Origin of the sequence: Pseudomonas sp. BE134, from assembly GCF_031456105.1 — a bacterium.
Lineage (GTDB): Bacteria > Pseudomonadota > Gammaproteobacteria > Pseudomonadales > Pseudomonadaceae > Aquipseudomonas.
The window spans coordinates 121,139-137,521 of sequence record NZ_JAVDUA010000014.1 but is presented as its reverse complement, the minus strand read 5'-3'; the positions used below and the strand labels follow the sequence as shown (position 1 = coordinate 137,521).

The following is a 16,383-nucleotide window of genomic DNA, read 5'->3' as shown; positions in this document are numbered from 1 at the left end:
GCGAGAAGCGCGCCAGACGGATCAGAGGCTGGATTTCGAAATGACTTGCAGGCTCATTTGCTCCAGCATCTTGTTCATGTGAATGAACTGCGCGAAGCGTTTGTCCTGCGTCTGACCATGGAAGAAGCGGTAGTAGATCTGCTGCACGATGCCAGCCAGACGGAACAGGCCATAGGTGTAGTAGAAGTCGAAATTGTCGATCCGGATGCCCGCGCGCTCGGCGTAGTAGTCGACGAATTCACGGCGGGTCAGCATGCCCGGCGCGTGGCTTGGCTGGCGGCGCATCAGTTGCACCGGTGGCGGGTCGCCGGCTTCGATCCAGTAGGCGAGGGTGTTGCCCAGATCCATCAGCGGGTCGCCGAGGGTGGTCAGTTCCCAGTCCAATACGCCGATGATTTGCATCGGGTTTTGCGGATCGAGGATCACGTTGTCGAAACGATAGTCGTTGTGGACGATGCTGGAAGTCGGGTGGTCGGCCGGCATCTTGTCGTTGAGCCAGGCTTTGACCGCTTGCCACTGTGGCGCGTCCGGGGTCAGGGCTTTCTCGTAGCGATCGCTCCAGCCTTTGATTTGCCGAGCGACATAACCTTCGGGTTTACCGAGGTCGCCCAGGCCGTAAGCGTTGTAGTCGACACGGTGCAGTTCAACGAACTTGTCGATGAAGCTTTTGCACAGCGCTTCGGTTTTCGCCGAATCCAGGCCCAGTTCCGGCGGCAGTTCGGAACGCAGGATGATCCCGTTGACCCGCTCCATCACATAGAACTCGGCGCCGATCACCGATTCGTCGGTGCAGTGCACGTAGGCTTTGGGGCAGTACGGAAAGCCGTCCTTGAGCTGGTTGAGAATGCGAAATTCGCGGCCCATGTCGTGGGCGGATTTGGCCTTGTGACCAAACGGCGGCCGACGCAGGACGAATTCCTGCTCGGGGTATTCGAGCAGGTACGTCAGATTCGACGCGCCGCCCGGGAACTGGCTGATCTGCGGTAAACCGCTCAGGCCTGCAATGTGCGCCTTGAGGTATGGATCGATCAGGCTGGCGTCGAGCTCTTCGCCGGAGCGGATACGGGTGGACTGGTCAGTAAGCGCCATGCTTATCCCTTCTGCTTATTTTGGAGTCCTGCGACTATTGACTAATCTAATCCGCGCTTCCGGCACCCACAACCTTCAACGCCCCTTATAGGTGAGCGTGTTGCCGGCCAATCATTGTTTTTGATACACCTGTTTGAATAAACCTCAAACTGCGGCGCTGCTCTGCGCGGACGGCAAGGCAATGGGCGTCAAAACCGGGTTGCCGGAGAAAAACGCCGCCAGATTGCGTCCCACCAACTCGACGGTGCCTTGAGTCGCCTCAGGGGACAATCCCGCCACATGCGGCGTCAGGATCACGTTGCTCAACGATTTGAGTGCCTGCGGCACCTGCGGCTCGGCATCGAACACGTCCAGCGCGGCGCCGGCAATGCGTCGTTGTTCAAGCGCGCTGACCAGGTCGGCGGTGACGATCACGCTGGCGCGGGCGATGTTGATCAGGAACCCGTCGCGCCCCAAGGCGTCTAGCACATGTTTGTTGATCAAGTGCCTGGTGCCAATACCGCCCGGGGTCGCGATGATCAGAAAATCCGAGGCACGGGCCAATTCGGTAGGCGTGGAGCAAAAGGTGTAGGGCGCATCGCTGCGATGCTGACGGTTGTGGTAATTCACCGTCATGTCGAAGCCATTGGCGGCGCGTTTGGCGATGGCCATGCCGACGGCACCGAGGCCGAGAATGCCCAGGCGCTTGCCGGCGAGGGAAGGGCGCATGATCTTCGGCCACTCACCCCGACGCACCGCCGCATCGCAGCGGGGAATGTCACGCACCAGCGCGAGCAGCATCGCCATGGCATGGTCGGCGACCGACGACGCATTCACCCCGGCACCGTTGGTGACCGTGATACCACGGTCGGCGGCGGCTTGCAGGTCAACGTGTTCGTAACCGGCACCGATGACGCAGATGATCTTGAGGTTGGGCAGGGCGGCGATTTCATCGGCGTTCAGACCCAATGGGCCACGGGTCAGCACCGCATCGATCTGAACGCCATTGCGGGCAATGGCCGCCGCGCGCTCGGCAGGGGTTGGGGCAAGAATCAGGTGAAAACCCTGATGTTCCAGAATCGGCAAATAATCATTGATGGTTTCAACCAGTACCAGAACGGTTGCAGGCATGCTGCGCTCCTGTGAGCATAGGAATGTCGGGGGCTCGAACGTCGCTTCAGATTGCTGATTCCCGATCAGTTTGGCAATGGCCAAAGGTCTTACACGGGGCTGATCAGTTGGATGAACCCTTCGAGGTCAGGAACGTGCATGCCGCGTCAAGAATCTCATCCGACAGCGCATCGCCGTGGCTGGCGCGGGCGAGGGTCAGGGCACCGACCATCAGCGAATACTCCACCAGCGCCTGTTGCCGATCCGCATCGACATCGCCTGAATTGAGCAGCGAGCCGTAGGATTTCAGCAGCCGGTTGAGCCCTTCCATGAAGGTCTGGCGCAATCCACTGTCTGTCGCTTCGTGGCACATGTCCCCGGCGAAGGCGACCACCGGGCAACTTTCACCCGGGTTATCGCGGCTGGCTTGCGACAGGTAAGGCTCGATCAGCGCACGGCGGGCGGCGTCATTGTCGTCGACATGGGCGGCGATCCGCTCCTGCCAGCTTTCTGCCGATTGGTCGAACGCCCGGCCGCTGGCCTCCTGCGCCAACGCTTCCCTGGACTCGAAATGCCCGTAGAAGCCGCCATGGGTGAGACCTGCTGCCGCCATGACGTCGACGACACTGATGCCGTGCAAGCCCCGCTCGCGAAACAGGCGCGTGGCAGCCTCGACGATGATTTCGCGGTTGAGGTCAGCTTGCTTGCGGGAAACTCGGGGCATCAGTGGCTCACAGGTATCAAAGGTGGGGATCAAAGCGCGTACTGGGCAATCCCGTTGCCGAACGACCAGTTCTCTTTTTTCACTTCCACCAGATTAATGAAAACATCCTCCAGACGCACCGCCAGTTCACGATTCAGACTTTCGGCGATGGTTTTGTAGAGCAGTTTTTTCTTCTCGTCCGAACGGCCTTCGCTCAACGTGATCTGGATGATCACCAGATTGTCGGTGCGTTTGATGCCCAGGTATTGGGGGTCGAAGATGAAATGGTGTTCATCGTGCTCCATCAGTATCTGGAAATTATCGTTTTCCGGCACGGCGATGGCGCTGTGCATGGCGGCGTAGATGAGCTGGCCGACGCGTTTGGCGAAGGTGGGATCCTGATTCTTTTTGATGTCGACACGAACCAGTGGCATGGGATGTCTCCAGATAGAAGGCCGGTCAATTGAAAATACATGACGGAGGTCCTTTATCAAGCGAAAGCCGCTGTGCGGCGATGATCACACACCCACGGTTTCGGATGCTTTCAGTTACCTATTGGTGTTTGCCCGCCGTACGTGCCTCACACATAATCCACGGCATGTTTTTCGTACGCAGGCGCCCAGAGCGGCCCATCCAGGAGGAGGCGAACACATGCCAGCCAAGAAAATTTGTCGTAAGGAAACACGCTTGCCTATCAGTCGAGTCATGGACGTCACAATAATTTCGACGACAGTGGGCAGTGCCTCGTTCGCGAATATGATTTTCCCTGGTCTTGGAAGTACCCTGGTGGGTGCTGTTCTAGGCGCAATTTTTGGTTTTCGAGCTACAAAATCGGCCTCATATCAAGGATAGGGCCCTACGGCGCCGGATCAATTCAACTGCTCGATTATCAGCAGCATTCTTTGCATCGCCATCTATCTGGGACTGTGCTGGTACTACAAACAAAAAGCAGACCTGACTCATGGGGTGATCATCGCCACGTCAATGACGGGCCTGGTCGCAGCCTGTGCCCTTGGATCACTCACGATGTCCTCGAGCCTGGAGCAGATTGGTGTGTTTCGGGAGCATAAGCCGAGCATTTTAATCGGCACTTTGGCGATGATCTGGGTTTCAGTGACAACGGCGCATCAGTCTGTGATGCACCCTGTTCGATCAGGAAAGCGTCAATCGCCGTCCTGAAAACCTCTGATCCGCACCACCACTCCTCAGCTAAGTATTTGCTTTTATTCATTAATCCCGGACAATCGCGCCCCTGTTTCGGCCAGGGCGCTGCCTGTCGGGTTTTTCCGACTCGTCCTGACCGGGTAGCAACTGACCGGAATGTGGAGATCCCACCGGATGAATGATCAGGCCAATAGCGTCGACAAGCGCTATGTAGCGGCGGCACCAGCGACTCTTTCGAACTGGAATCGTCATGACACCACCTGGATGCTGGGCCTGTTTGGCACCGCCATCGGGGCCGGCACGCTGTTTTTGCCGATCAACGCAGGGCTCGGCGGTTTCTGGCCGTTACTGGTCCTGGCAGTGCTGGCGTTTCCCATGACTTTTTACGCACACCGTGGTCTGACCCGCTTCGTGCTGTCTGGACGCGAAGGCGCCGACATCACTGAAGTGGTGGAAGAACACTTTGGCATCAAGGCCGGTGCGCTGATCACCTTGCTGTACTTCTTTGCGATCTTCCCGATCCTGCTGATCTACAGCGTGGCGCTGACCAACACCGTGGGCAGTTTCCTGGAGCATCAATTGCACATCACACCGCCACCGCGTGCGGTGCTGTCGCTGGTGCTGATCCTTGGCCTGCTGGCGGTGGTGCGTTGCGGCGAGCAGGTGATCGTCAAGGCCATGAGCCTGATGGTGTATCCGTTCATCGTGGCGTTGCTGTTTTTGGCGGTGTTCCTGATTCCGCACTGGAACGGCGGCATTCTGACCACCGCCAGCACGCTTCCTGAACCGTCGGCGCTGCTGAACACGTTGTGGCTGGCGATTCCGGTGATGGTGTTTTCGTTCAACCACTCGCCGATCATTTCGGCGTTTGCGGTCGACCAGAAGCGTCGTTACGGCGACCACGCCGAAGAGCGCAGCTCGCAGATCCTGTCCCGCGCTCACCTGTTGATGGTGGTGATGGTTCTGTTCTTCGTCTTCAGTTGCGTGCTGACCCTGTCGCCGGCACAACTGGCCGAAGCCAAGGCACAGAACCTGTCGATCCTGTCGTACCTGGCCAACCACTTCAGCAACCCGACCATCGCTTTCGCGGCACCGTTGATTGCTTTCGTGGCCATCTCCAAGTCATTCCTGGGCCATTACATCGGTGCCAGCGAAGGCCTTAAAGGCCTGATCGTCAAAAGCGGCAAACGCCCGGCGCCGAAGGTCCTGGATCGTATGACGGCTGCGTTCATGCTGGTGGTGTGCTGGATCGTCGCCACGCTGAACCCGAGCATTCTGGGGATGATCGAAACCCTCGGTGGCCCGATCATCGCGGCGATTCTGTTCCTGATGCCGATGTACGCGATCCGCAAGGTGCCGGCGATGGCGCGTTATCGCGGGCAGGCGTCCAATGTCTTCGTGACAGCGGTGGGCCTGGTGGCTATTACCGCGTTGATCTACTCGCTGACCGCGTGATCGTTCGGCCTGCTCGCGCAGCGCCGAATTGACAGCTACAGTGGCCGCTGCACGTGATACGTGCAGCGGTTTTTTTTCGCCTGGAGTCAACGGATTGCCGAGCGCCTCACCCCCCAACCTCACCGAGCGACCCAATCCCTGGCGGGACTTGCTGGCCGGGTTGTCGATTGCCGGTCTGTTGTTGCCCGAAGCAGTCGCCTATTCAAGTATTGCCGCCGTGGCGCCGCAGGCCGGGGTGATCGCCTTGTTTGCCGGTTTGCTGTGTTATGGGCTGTTCGGTACCAGTCGTTTTGCCATTGTGTCGGCTACCTCTTCGTCCGCAGCGGTGCTGGCCGCCGCTACCGCGACGCTGGCCAACGGCGACCCCCAGTTGCGTTCGACCCTGGCCTTCGGCCTGGTGTTGGTGACCGGTGCGTTCTTCTTGCTGGCGGGGCTGTTCAAACTGGGGAGCGTGACCTCATTCATCGCCAAGCCGGTGCTGCGCGGTTTTGCCTTTGGCCTGGCACTGACCATCATCCTCAAGCAAGTCGCCAGTGTGGTCGGCGTGCATCTGAGCGACGGCAATCTGGTGCGGTTTCTGCCGCAACTGCTGGAACAACTGCCGCAATGGAACGGGGTGGCGGCGAGTGTCTCCGCCGTGGCATTGGCCTTGTTAGTGCTTTTTTCAAAGTATCGACGCTTGCCGGGCGGCTTGCTGGTGGTCGTGATCGGCATCGTTGCCAGTCAGTGGCTAAACCTGCCGGCGTATGGGGTGAAGTTGATTGGCGTGATCGATTTGAACCTGGAAGTGCCGCGGTTGCCGGTGTTGCCCTTTACTGACTGGTTACGGCTGGGCGAATTGGCCTTCGCCATGGTGATGATCCTGTACGCGGAGTCGTACGGCTCGATCAGTTCCTACGCGCTCAAGCACGGCGACCGGACTTCGTCGAGCCGCGATCTGCTGGCGCTGGGTGCGTCCAACCTGTTATCCGGATTGTTTCATGGCATGCCGGCAGGGGCAGGGTTCTCGGCAACGTCGGCCAATGAAGCGGCGGGGGCCACCTCACGCTTGGCCGGTGGTGTGGCGGCGTTGGTGGTGTTGCTCATCGTTTTGACGGTATTGCCATATATCGCCCTGACGCCGGAGCCGATTCTCGCCGCCATCGTTATCCATGCCCTGGCGCGAGGCTTGAGCCTGCAACCGCTGGGACGGTATTTCATCTGGCGGCGCGACCGGTTGCTGGTGATCTGCGCGGTGGCGGCAGTGCTGGTGCTGGGGGTGCTGGACGGCCTGCTGGTGGCGGTGGCGATCAGTGTGGTGCTGATGCTCAAACAAATGTCAGCAGCGGATATTCAGGTCCTGGGGCGCATTGATGGTGGTCATGACTTTGTCGACCTGCAACGCCATCCGACGGCGCAGACAGTGCCTGGGGTGTTGATTGTTCGGCCGGGGGAGGCGTTGTTCTTTGCCAACGTCGAGCGGATTCTGGGCAGTACGTTGCGCTTGATCCGCCATTCGCCAACGCCGATTCACTCGGTGATTCTCAGCCTGGAAGAATCGCCCGATCTGGATGGCACCAGCATTGAGGCATTGCAGGAGTTTTTTGTGCGGGTGCGGGGGGGAGGAACGCAGTTGGTACTGGCGCGGCTCAAGGATTCGGCGCAAAGCGCGTTGGCGGTGTTGCCCGAGGTGGCGGGTACACAGGTGATCCTCAGCGACTTGAGCGTGGATGGCGCGGTACAGCAGATCTTGAAGGCATACGAGTGACCTGTGGGAGCAAGCCCGCTCCCACATGGATTGTGTTGTGCATGCCTATTCAGCAGGCATAAAAAAACGCCGCACATCTCACGATGGGCGGCGTTTTCTATGGCGTTGTAACGTTAGGCTTGAACGACCGGAATGTTGGCGTTCGCTGCAGCTTCACGGAACTCGGCGATCTGGTCGAAGGACAGGTAGCGGTAGACATCGGCCGCCATGCTGTCGATCTTGCCCGCGTATTCCATGTACTCCTCGACGGTCGGCAGGCGACCCAGGATGGAAGCAACAGACGCCAGCTCGGCCGAGGCCAGGTAGACGTTCGCGCCGTCACCCAGACGGTTCGGGAAGTTACGGGTCGACGTCGACACCACGGTGGAGTTCGGCTCTACACGTGCCTGGTTACCCATGCACAGCGAGCAGCCCGGCATTTCCATGCGTGCGCCGGCTTTGCCGTAGATGCCGTAGTAGCCTTCTTCGGTCAGCTGGTGAGCGTCCATCTTGGTCGGCGGCGACAGCCACAGACGGGTTGGCAGCTGACCTTTGACCTGATCCAGCAACTTGCCGGCAGCGCGGAAGTGACCGATGTTGGTCATGCACGAACCGATGAACACTTCGTCGATTTTCTCGCCAGCAACGCTGGACAGCAGACGGGCGTCGTCCGGATCGTTTGGCGCGCAGAGCACAGGCTCTTTGATGTCGGCCAGGTCGATTTCGATGATTTCAGCGTATTCGGCGTCAGCATCGGCAACCATCAACTCAGGGTTGGCGATCCAGGCTTCCATCGCTTGAGCACGACGTTCCAGAGTGCGCGCATCGCCGTAGCCTTCGCCGATCATCCAGCGCAGCAGGGTGATGTTGGAGCTCAGGTACTCGGTGATCGATTCTTTCGACAGCTTGATGGTGCAACCGGCAGCCGAACGTTCAGCCGAGGCGTCGGACAGCTCGAAAGCCTGTTCGATGCTCAGGTTGTCCAGGCCTTCGATTTCCAGGATGCGGCCGGAGAAGGCGTTCTTCTTGCCTTTCTTTTCAACGGTCAACAGGCCAGCCTGAATCGCGAAGTAAGGAATGGCGTGAACCAGGTCACGCAGGGTGACGCCCGGTTGCATTTTGCCTTTGAAGCGCACCAGGATCGATTCCGGCATGTCCAGCGGCATAACGCCGGTGGCTGCAGCAAACGCAACCAGACCGGAACCGGCCGGGAACGAAATGCCCATCGGGAAACGGGTGTGCGAGTCACCACCGGTACCGACGGTGTCCGGCAGCAGCATGCGGTTCAGCCAGCTGTGGATGATGCCGTCGCCCGGACGCAGGGAAACGCCGCCGCGGGTCATGATGAAGTCTGGCAGGGTGTGGTGGGTGGTCACGTCGATCGGCTTGGGGTAAGCCGCGGTGTGGCAGAAGGACTGCATCACCAGATCAGCGGAGAAGCCCAGGCACGCCAGGTCTTTCAGTTCGTCACGGGTCATCGGACCGGTGGTGTCCTGGGAACCGACGGTGGTCATCTTCGGTTCGCAGTAGGTGCCTGGACGCACACCGGCTACGCCGCACGCCTTGCCGACCATTTTCTGCGCCAGGGTGAAACCCTTGGTGCTTTCGATCGGGGCATCCGGTTTCTTGAACAGGTCGAACGCTGGCAGACCCAGTTCGGCGCGAGCCTTGTCGGTCAGGCCACGGCCAATGATCAGCGGGATACGACCGCCGGCACGGACTTCGTCCAACAGCACAGGGGTCTTCATTTCGAAGGTGGTGATGACTTCGTCGGTACCGTGCTTGCAGACTTTGCCAGCGTGCGGGTACAGGTCGATCACGTCGCCCATGTTCATGTTGGTGACGTCGAATTCGATTGGCAGTGCGCCGGCATCTTCCATGGTGTTGTAGAAGATCGGAGCAATCTTGTTGCCGAAGCAGAAACCGCCAGCGCGCTTGTTCGGCACGTAAGGCACGTCATCGCCGAAGAACCACAGCACCGAGTTGGTGGCGGATTTACGCGAAGAACCGGTACCGACCACGTCACCGACGTAAGCGATCGGGAAGCCTTGGCCGCGCATTTCTTCGATCTGCTTCATCGGACCGGTGACGCCCTGGACGTCAGGCACGATGCCGTCGCGAGCCATTTTCAGCATGGCCAGGGCGTGCAGCGGGATGTCCGGGCGGGACCAGGCGTCCGGGGCAGGGGACAGGTCGTCGGTGTTGGTTTCGCCGGTGACCTTGAACACGCGCAGGCTGATCTTGTCGGCCAGTACAGGGCGGTTTTTGAACCACTCGCCGTCAGCCCAGGATTGCAGCACGCCTTTGGCGTGAACGTTACCGTTCTTGGCGCGTTCAGCGACGTCGTGGAAAGCGTCGAACATCAGCAGGGTGTGCTTGAGTTCTTCGGCAGCGACCGGGGCCAGTTCGGCGTCGTCAAGCAGGTTGACCAGCGTGACGATGTTGTAGCCGCCCTGCATGGTGCCAAGCAGTTCAACTGCGCGCTTCTTGTCGATCAGAGGGGAATTGGCTTCGCCTTTGGCGAGGGCGGACAGGAAGCCGGCCTTTACATAGGCTGCTTCGTCCACTCCAGGTGGAACGCGATTGGTGATCAGGTCAACGAGGAAAGCTTCTTCGCCAGCCGGGGGATTCTTCAGCAGCTCGATCAGGCCTGCAGTTTGTTCGGCGTTAAGCGGCTGGGGAACGATACCCAGTGCTGCACGCTCTTCGATATGTTTGCGGTAGGCTTCAAGCACAGTTATTACCCTCATCAGTGGTCCCAAATGGGTGTCCGGGACGCTCATCCCGAATTGCCGTACTCATGCGCTGCATGGCGTTGTGAGCCATTTAGCCAGAATTACCGACAATTCCTTACAGAAGCTGCTTTCAAAGTTTTACGCCTGCAGAACGGGAGCTGATGAGGGTTGGCGCTGAGCTTTTCCCCGCTGGAAAAACCCTTCGCCAACACCGCTCTGAAGGAACGACTGTGCTCGTGACGCTTTGAAAACAGCTTCTAACGGACATTGGCGCCTTAAAAGGCTGGCTGATTCTACGGCAAAAAGAAATTAAAGGTAAGTTAGGCCTTTAACTTTGAGGGGTGATGAATGTTAGACAAAGGGCTAACATGCGCGCCTGTTCTGCTTTTCCGTGTTTTGCCTACCTATGCCCAATCAGACCATCAAGACCCCCTGCGTCGGCCTTTGCTCCACTGTTTACGGTGACTTGGTGTGCCGTGGCTGCAAGCGTTTCCACCACGAAGTGATCAGCTGGAATGGTTACAACGAGGAGGAAAAGCGCGCGGTATGGCTGCGTCTTGAGCTATTGCTGTCCCAGGTGATGGCCAGCAAGCTGGAGGTTTTCGACCCTCAGCGTCTGCGTTTGCAACTGGAGCAACGCAAAATTCGTTTTGTGCCGCATCAGTCGGAGTATTGCTGGGCGTATCAGCTGATTGCCCGTGGGGCGCGGGTGATCAATAACCTGGAGGCCTACGGGATGGTGCTGATGCCGGAGTTTCGCGACTGGAACCTGCCGGAATTGCGTGATGCCATTGATCGAGAATTTTTCTTGCTGTCTGAAGCGCATTACCAGCGTTACATTGCACCGGGCTTCTTAAAAGACGCCTTTGGCGGTTAAATCTTAAAAGCTTCGCGAGCAGGCTCGCTCCCACACTTGATCTCCAGTGTTCAAAAAAATCCCCTGTGGGAGCGAGCCTGCTCGCGATGGCGTCCGACCAGACGCCATAGATTTCAATGCTGAGCCAATTCCTCAAGGTGATCCTCAATCTCCTGCGGCTTGAGCACCAGTACATCGCTTTCCACCTTGTCCAGCACCACTTCCGCCGTATTACCGATCAAAGCCCCCGACAAACCGGACCGCGCCACGGTGCCGATCACGGTCACTGCCGCTTGCAGTTTGTGCACCATGAATGGAATCAACACATCCGCCGGGCCTTCCTCGATATGCAAATGGTCATCGTCGATGTCGAATTCCGCCTGGAACGCCCGGCACTGCTCGCGATAGCGCGCCTCGATGGTTTCCTTGAGCTGGAAGGTCGGGTCGGCCGATGACAGCATCGGCGACGGATGCGCACTGATGACGTGTAAATGCGCCTTGGCCAGGCTGGCGATGTCATAGCCGTAATCAATGATGGTGTTGTGCAGGTGGCGGTGTTCGCCATCGCTATTGCCCACGTCGATGGCGGCCAGGATGACTTTGTCTCTCCAGGAGCCGGACGTTTTTACCAGCAACACCGGTGTCGGGCATTCACGCAGCAGTTTCCAGTCATCCGGGGTCAGCAAGGCCTTTTTCAGCGGGTTGTCCTGGTAATGCTGCTTGACCACCAGCCCGCAGCCCTCGGCTTGCTGCACGTCGATGATGGTTTGGTGCAGGCTCTGATTCCAGGCTTGCTCGGTCGTGACGCTGTAGCCGTCGGCTACAAGCGCAGCCTTGAGCACTCCCAACATGCCGTTGTGATCATGCTTGGGATCACCAACCAGCAGGTGCAGGTGGGCCTGGGTCACACCGGCAATCAATTTGGCCCGTTTGAGCGCCAGGCTCTCCGAATGTTCCGGTTCTATGACCACCAGAATGCTGCGAATGGCTTGCATGATCGGGATCTCCATAAAAAAACGGGTAAAAAAGCACGGCGTTGCACAACTATAGTTGCTGCTCGCCAACCAGGTACTTGATGCATATCAACGGTTGGCGACTGGTGGTCTGCCCGCAGGCCGGTATAATCGGCGCCCTTCGATTTTGAACCCTTTATCCGTGAGCCCCATGATCCTTCCCGAAATTCACGAGTTCCTCGGCTGCCGTACCCCTGACGGCTGGGTGCAGGCCGCGCTGGCCGATCAGGAAACGTTGCTGATCGACCACAAGAACTGCGAATTCAAAGCGGCCAGCACGGCGCTGAGCCTGATTGCCAAGTACCACTCCCACGTCGACCTGATCAACCTGATGTCGCGCCTGGCCCGGGAAGAACTGGTGCACCATGAGCAAGTCATGCGCCTGATGAAAAAGCGCAAGATCGAGCTGCGCCAATTGTCCGCTGGTCGCTACGCCTCGGGCCTGCGCAAAGTGGTGCGCAGCCATGAACCGGTGAAACTGGTGGATACGCTGGTGGTAGGGGCCTTCATCGAAGCCCGCAGCTGCGAGCGTTTCGAGGCGCTGGTGCCGCATCTGGATGAAGAACTGGGCAAGTTCTACTTCGGGCTGCTGAAAAGCGAGGCCCGGCATTTCCAGGGTTACCTGAAACTGGCTTACCAGTACGGCGACGCCAAGGACATCGCGCAAGTGATCGATAAGGTGCGCGCGGCCGAGCAGGAGCTGATCGAGTCGCCGGACGTGGAATTCCGTTTCCACAGCGGCGTGCCCGTTGCGGCCTGACGTTTAAAACGCTTTAGCGGCTCAAGCCGAGGCGTTCGTGCCAGTCGGCGATGGACTCTTCGGGATAGACCTCGAATTGCTGATCGCCGGAATGCGCCTCGACTTCCACCCATGGCGCTTTTGAACCGAGCATCAAGTGCGTGTGTTCTGGCGGCACCGGTAACGGGGTGTCTATGGCGGATGCAAACGGGTGGATCAGTTCAGGCCATTCAGGGCTGAACAGCCACAGTCCCGTACCGCAAAGGGAGCAGAAATGCCGTTCGGCGCTGCTGCTGTGCGCCCGTTTATCGCCTTCAGCCTTGAGGCGTGCATGGTAAATCGCGATGTGCTTGCGACCGCGCACCTTGAGGCTCTTGGCATCGCCGCCGAGATTGATCGCATAACCGCCGCCTTGAGTCTTGCGGCAGATCGAGCAGTAGCAACGCTGATAAGGGTAGGGGTGGGCGCTGTTCAGGCTGAACGATACCGCGCCACAATGGCAGGAGCCTTCTAGCTGCATGGTTGTCTCCCTCAAGTATTGGGCTTCTCCGCCTTCAGGGCCCGGGCAAGCCTGCTCGCGATGAACGATAACGCGGTCTACTTGCTGGGCACCCGCCACAAATACCAAGCCGCCACCGTCCGATACGGGCTCCACGCCAACCCGATCTCTACCATCTGCTTACGCGTCGGCTGCACCTCCAACCCCTTCAGCCGGCGATAGCCTTCACGCACGCCAAAGTCATCGGCGGGCAAGATATCCGGGCGTTCGAGGCTGTAAATCAGCAACATCTCAACCGTCCAGCGGCCGACCCCGCGCAAGGTGATCAAGCGCTCGATCAGGGCCTCATCCGCCATCGCCAACGCCGTCGCATACTCCGGCACCACGCCGTCCAGTGTGGCTTGGGCAATCCCCTGAATGGTTGCGATCTTGCCCGCCGAAAACCCGCAACTGCGCAGTTGATCGAACCCTGCCGCCAGAATCTGTTCCGGTCGTGGGAATGCCACCGACGGAAACAACGCCAGCAATCGCCCGACAATCGCATCCCCGGCCTTGGCGTGCAGTTGCTGATAGGCAATCGCCCGTACCAGCGACTCGTACGGATCGCGAGCCGCATGGGGCTGGTGCAGGCACGGGCCGATGGCGGCGATGTGGCGCGCCCAGTCTGCGTCGAGAGACGCTAAAAACCGGGTCGCCGGCAGATAGGGATCGGGCATGACGATTAAGGGTTTCCGGTTGTTTTCAGCAAGGCGTTAACTTCACCGTAAGTAAGAGCCTTGAGGTGACTGCTGTCGAGTTTGCCGGTTTCCAGAAAGCTTTGGGTCAACCCGGCCATGGCGCCATACAAAAACTCGGCGATGCCCGAACCGGCACTCAAACGTCGCACGCCCAGTGCTTTCAATGCTTCAAGCGATGGCAACCCCGACAGGCCCAGCACATTCACCGGCAACGTCGTGCCGTGGCACAGCGCAGCGATTTCATACTCCGCCGAGACACCCGCCGCAAACAGCCCATCGGCACCTGCCGCTTGGTACAGAGCAGCACGCTTGAGGGTTTCAGCGACGCGATCTTCGGCCGGTACCAATCCTCGCAGGTACACATCGGTGCGGGCATTGATGAACAGCTTCACATTGCGCTGATCGGCCACCTTGCGGGCCACTTCGATCTTGCGCACCAGCAACTCGGGCGCAGAAGCGCCGTCCTCGATATTGATCCCGACCGCCCCGGCCGCAATCACCGCTTCAATCACTTGGGCAACCCGCGTCAGATCATCGGAATAGCCGGCCTCGACGTCCACGGTCAACGGCAGCGAAATCACGCGGGCGATGGATTCGACGGTTGATACCAGACGTTCGAGGGGCAGGGCGTTGCCGTCCGCGTAACCATGAGCCCAGGCCACCGCCGCGCTGCTGGTGGCCACAGCTTTGCAGCCCAGTTGCTCGACGATACGGGCCCCGGTGGCATCCGCGACGTTAGTGAGGATCAGCAAGCCTTCGTGGTGCAATTGGTGGAATTGTCTGTCCATCGAATGTCCTTCCTTATGACAGTTGAGGTAATCAGAACGCGAGTGGTTGGGTGACCTGTAATGCCGCGCTTTCCAGCCGTAGCAGAAATGCCTTGCGCGGTTGTCCTCCACCATAGCCGGTCAGCGAGCCATCCGCACCGATGACCCGGTGGCAGGGCACCACGATGGACAGCCGGTTGTGCCCGTTGGCCAAGCCCACGGCGCGACTGGCACCGGGCTTGCCCAATTGCCTGGCGATGCTGCCGTAGGTGCTGGTCTTGCCGTACGGGATCTTCGCCAATTCGGCCCAGACCTGCCGGGAAAACTCACTGCCGGGCAGGTACAGTGCAACGCTGAATTCGCTGAGTTTGCCGGCGAAGTACTGTGCCAGTTCAACCTCGATCTGTTGCAGATGCGCGTTGTGTCCCGGCGCGACCGCGTAGCCATACCGGTTCTGCAGTTCTTCGACTTCGCAGGTCAACGCCGGACGGTCGAGGAATTCCAGCAGTACCAGCCCACGGCGCTCGGCCATGGCGATCATCGGCCCCAGTGGCGTGGTCAGCCGAGTGAAGAGCAAGGGTTCACTCTGCGCAGCTCGGCCCGGGGTGATGTGGAACGACTTTTGAAAGGCGTCACGAAAACCACTGAGGGATTCATAACCCGAGTCGAATGCCGCGCTGTCGATGGAATCGCCCTGTTTGATCCCGCCCAGTGCCATGCCGAGGCGACGGGTGCGCAGCCAGGCGTGAAAGGTCATGCCCAGATGCTGCTTGAACCAGCGCCGCAGTTTCAACGGCTCGATGCCTTCGGCCAGCAACTGGGCGTCGGTCCAGCGTTGCTCGGGATCGGCGTTCACCGACCTCAGCAACCTCTGCACCCAGTCGGGCGCGATGGCCGCAGCGTCCAGCGGCTTGCAGCGCAGACACGCGCGATAACCCGCCGCCAGGCATTCATCGGCGTGCGCAAAGAACTCGACGTTCTCTGGTTTCGGCGAGCGTGCCGTACAGCCGGGGCGGCAAAAAATCCCGGTGGTTTTCACGGCCGTGAAGAACACCCCCTCATAGGCAGTGTCGCGTTCGAGCATGGCGCGAACCATTTCGGCGTGGGGCGGCAGTAGTGCGGTCTGTATGTTCATGGGTCGAGCATAAAACCCTGTGGGCAGTGTCTCCACCGGAAAATCGACAATGAATTTTTGTGACTCTGGACTACAGTGGTCGGGTTACTGATCAGGCAGTCAAACAGGGAGTGATTTCATGCAACCGTTTACGATTCAACACATCGATCACATCGTGCTGCGCGTCAAGGACCTGGAGCGAAGCATCACGTTCTACGCGCAGGTATTCGGCGCTGAGTTGGTCAAACGCCAAGACAATCTGGGGCTGGTGCATCTGCGCGCCGGGACTTCCATGATCGACCTGGTCAGCCTGGACGGTGAGCTCGGGCGCAAGGGCGGTGCCGCCGCCGGGCAAGAGGGGCGTAACCTCGACCATGTCTGCCTGCGCATCGAGCCCTTCGACGAGGAGGCACTCATCAGCCACTTGCGGTCCTTTGGTCTGACGCCCGAGAAAGCGGCCAGGCGCTTCGGCGCCGAAGGTTATGGCTTGTCGCTTTATTGCTTTGATCCGGATGGCAATCAGGTCGAGCTCAAAGGGCCGTCAAGGTAACAGCGGGGTAGCTGACGGAGCTTTGGATTGAGGTTCCGTCAGCTTGAGCGTTTGCTTGCACCAAAGGCTTAAAACCATCCCGGATCAACGGTCATGAGCTGTCATGAAATGACAACGCGCTGTCGCCAAATGAAAGATTGGCAGTCC

The 16,383-nt window shown here is 59.2% G+C and carries 15 protein-coding genes; 5 read left to right on the top strand and 10 right to left on the bottom strand.

From position 1 onward, the window contains the following. Positions 1–21: 21 nt before the first annotated feature. The 4 genes from J2Y56_RS13955 to J2Y56_RS13940 all read right to left on the bottom strand — a co-directional run bounded on the left by J2Y56_RS13955 (position 22) and on the right by J2Y56_RS13940 (position 3,315). Positions 22–1,089: a phosphotransferase family protein gene (locus J2Y56_RS13955; protein ID WP_310338061.1), complete on the bottom strand. Its 1,068-nt coding sequence runs from the start codon at positions 1,087–1,089 to the stop codon at positions 22–24. Between the two features lie 144 nt (positions 1,090–1,233). Continuing rightward, positions 1,234–2,199, bottom strand: a complete 966-nt coding sequence (locus J2Y56_RS13950; protein ID WP_310338063.1) for a 2-hydroxyacid dehydrogenase — start codon at positions 2,197–2,199, stop codon at positions 1,234–1,236. A gap of 103 nt (positions 2,200–2,302) precedes the next feature. Continuing rightward, positions 2,303–2,902 (bottom strand): TetR/AcrR family transcriptional regulator, encoded by a 600-nt coding sequence (locus tag J2Y56_RS13945; RefSeq protein WP_310350739.1) that lies wholly within the window; start codon positions 2,900–2,902, stop codon positions 2,303–2,305. Between the two features lie 29 nt (positions 2,903–2,931). Further along, positions 2,932–3,315 carry a tautomerase family protein gene (locus J2Y56_RS13940; protein WP_310350736.1) on the bottom strand — a complete coding sequence of 128 codons (384 nt, stop codon included), beginning with the start codon at positions 3,313–3,315 and terminating at the stop codon, positions 2,932–2,934. Positions 3,316–4,219: 904 nt separating this feature from the next. Here J2Y56_RS13940 and J2Y56_RS13935 point away from each other — a divergent pair. Continuing rightward, positions 4,220–5,500, top strand: coding sequence for a serine/threonine transporter (locus J2Y56_RS13935; RefSeq protein ID WP_310350733.1), 1,281 nt, complete (start codon positions 4,220–4,222; stop codon positions 5,498–5,500). A 94-nt stretch (positions 5,501–5,594) separates the two neighbouring features. Further along, positions 5,595–7,247, top strand: a complete 1,653-nt coding sequence (locus J2Y56_RS13930) for a SulP family inorganic anion transporter (protein WP_310350731.1) — start codon at positions 5,595–5,597, stop codon at positions 7,245–7,247. Positions 7,248–7,360: 113 nt separating this feature from the next. On the opposite strand, the gene acnB is transcribed toward J2Y56_RS13930, so the two are convergent. Continuing rightward, positions 7,361–9,961 (bottom strand): bifunctional aconitate hydratase 2/2-methylisocitrate dehydratase, encoded by a 2,601-nt coding sequence (gene acnB, locus J2Y56_RS13925; RefSeq protein ID WP_310350758.1) that lies wholly within the window; start codon positions 9,959–9,961, stop codon positions 7,361–7,363. A gap of 406 nt (positions 9,962–10,367) precedes the next feature. Between acnB and J2Y56_RS13920 the strand changes: the two genes are divergently transcribed. Then, the gene (locus J2Y56_RS13920; protein ID WP_007944528.1) at positions 10,368–10,838 is read left to right on the top strand and encodes a DUF1289 domain-containing protein; all 471 of its coding nucleotides are present in this window, start codon (positions 10,368–10,370) and stop codon (positions 10,836–10,838) included. Between the two features lie 113 nt (positions 10,839–10,951). Here J2Y56_RS13920 and J2Y56_RS13915 read toward each other — a convergent pair whose 3' ends face one another. After that, entirely contained in the window at positions 10,952–11,812 is an 861-nt protein-coding gene (locus J2Y56_RS13915) for a universal stress protein (protein ID WP_007944530.1), read from the bottom strand. Positions 11,813–11,981: 169 nt separating this feature from the next. Between J2Y56_RS13915 and J2Y56_RS13910 the strand changes: the two genes are divergently transcribed. Further along, a complete protein-coding gene (locus J2Y56_RS13910) occupies positions 11,982–12,590 on the top strand; it encodes a tRNA-(ms[2]io[6]A)-hydroxylase (RefSeq protein WP_007944531.1) in 609 nt (202 codons plus the stop codon). Positions 12,591–12,603: 13 nt separating this feature from the next. Here J2Y56_RS13910 and J2Y56_RS13905 read toward each other — a convergent pair whose 3' ends face one another. The 4 genes from J2Y56_RS13905 to J2Y56_RS13890 form a co-directional block, all read right to left on the bottom strand. After that, entirely contained in the window at positions 12,604–13,089 is a 486-nt protein-coding gene (locus tag J2Y56_RS13905) for a GFA family protein (RefSeq protein ID WP_310350730.1), read from the bottom strand. A 77-nt stretch (positions 13,090–13,166) separates the two neighbouring features. Further along, on the bottom strand, positions 13,167–13,784 hold the full coding sequence (locus J2Y56_RS13900) for a DNA-3-methyladenine glycosylase (RefSeq protein ID WP_310350729.1): 618 nt from the start codon (positions 13,782–13,784) through the stop codon (positions 13,167–13,169). A 5-nt stretch (positions 13,785–13,789) separates the two neighbouring features. Next, positions 13,790–14,593: an isocitrate lyase/phosphoenolpyruvate mutase family protein gene (locus tag J2Y56_RS13895; protein ID WP_007944534.1), complete on the bottom strand. Its 804-nt coding sequence runs from the start codon at positions 14,591–14,593 to the stop codon at positions 13,790–13,792. Positions 14,594–14,624: 31 nt separating this feature from the next. After that, positions 14,625–15,707, bottom strand: coding sequence for a methylated-DNA--[protein]-cysteine S-methyltransferase (locus J2Y56_RS13890; protein ID WP_310350727.1), 1,083 nt, complete (start codon positions 15,705–15,707; stop codon positions 14,625–14,627). 118 nt (positions 15,708–15,825) lie between these two features. Here J2Y56_RS13890 and J2Y56_RS13885 point away from each other — a divergent pair, with 118 nt between their 5' ends. After that, positions 15,826–16,236, top strand: a complete 411-nt coding sequence (locus J2Y56_RS13885; protein WP_310350725.1) for a VOC family protein — start codon at positions 15,826–15,828, stop codon at positions 16,234–16,236. The last annotated feature ends 147 nt before the right edge of the window (positions 16,237–16,383 follow it).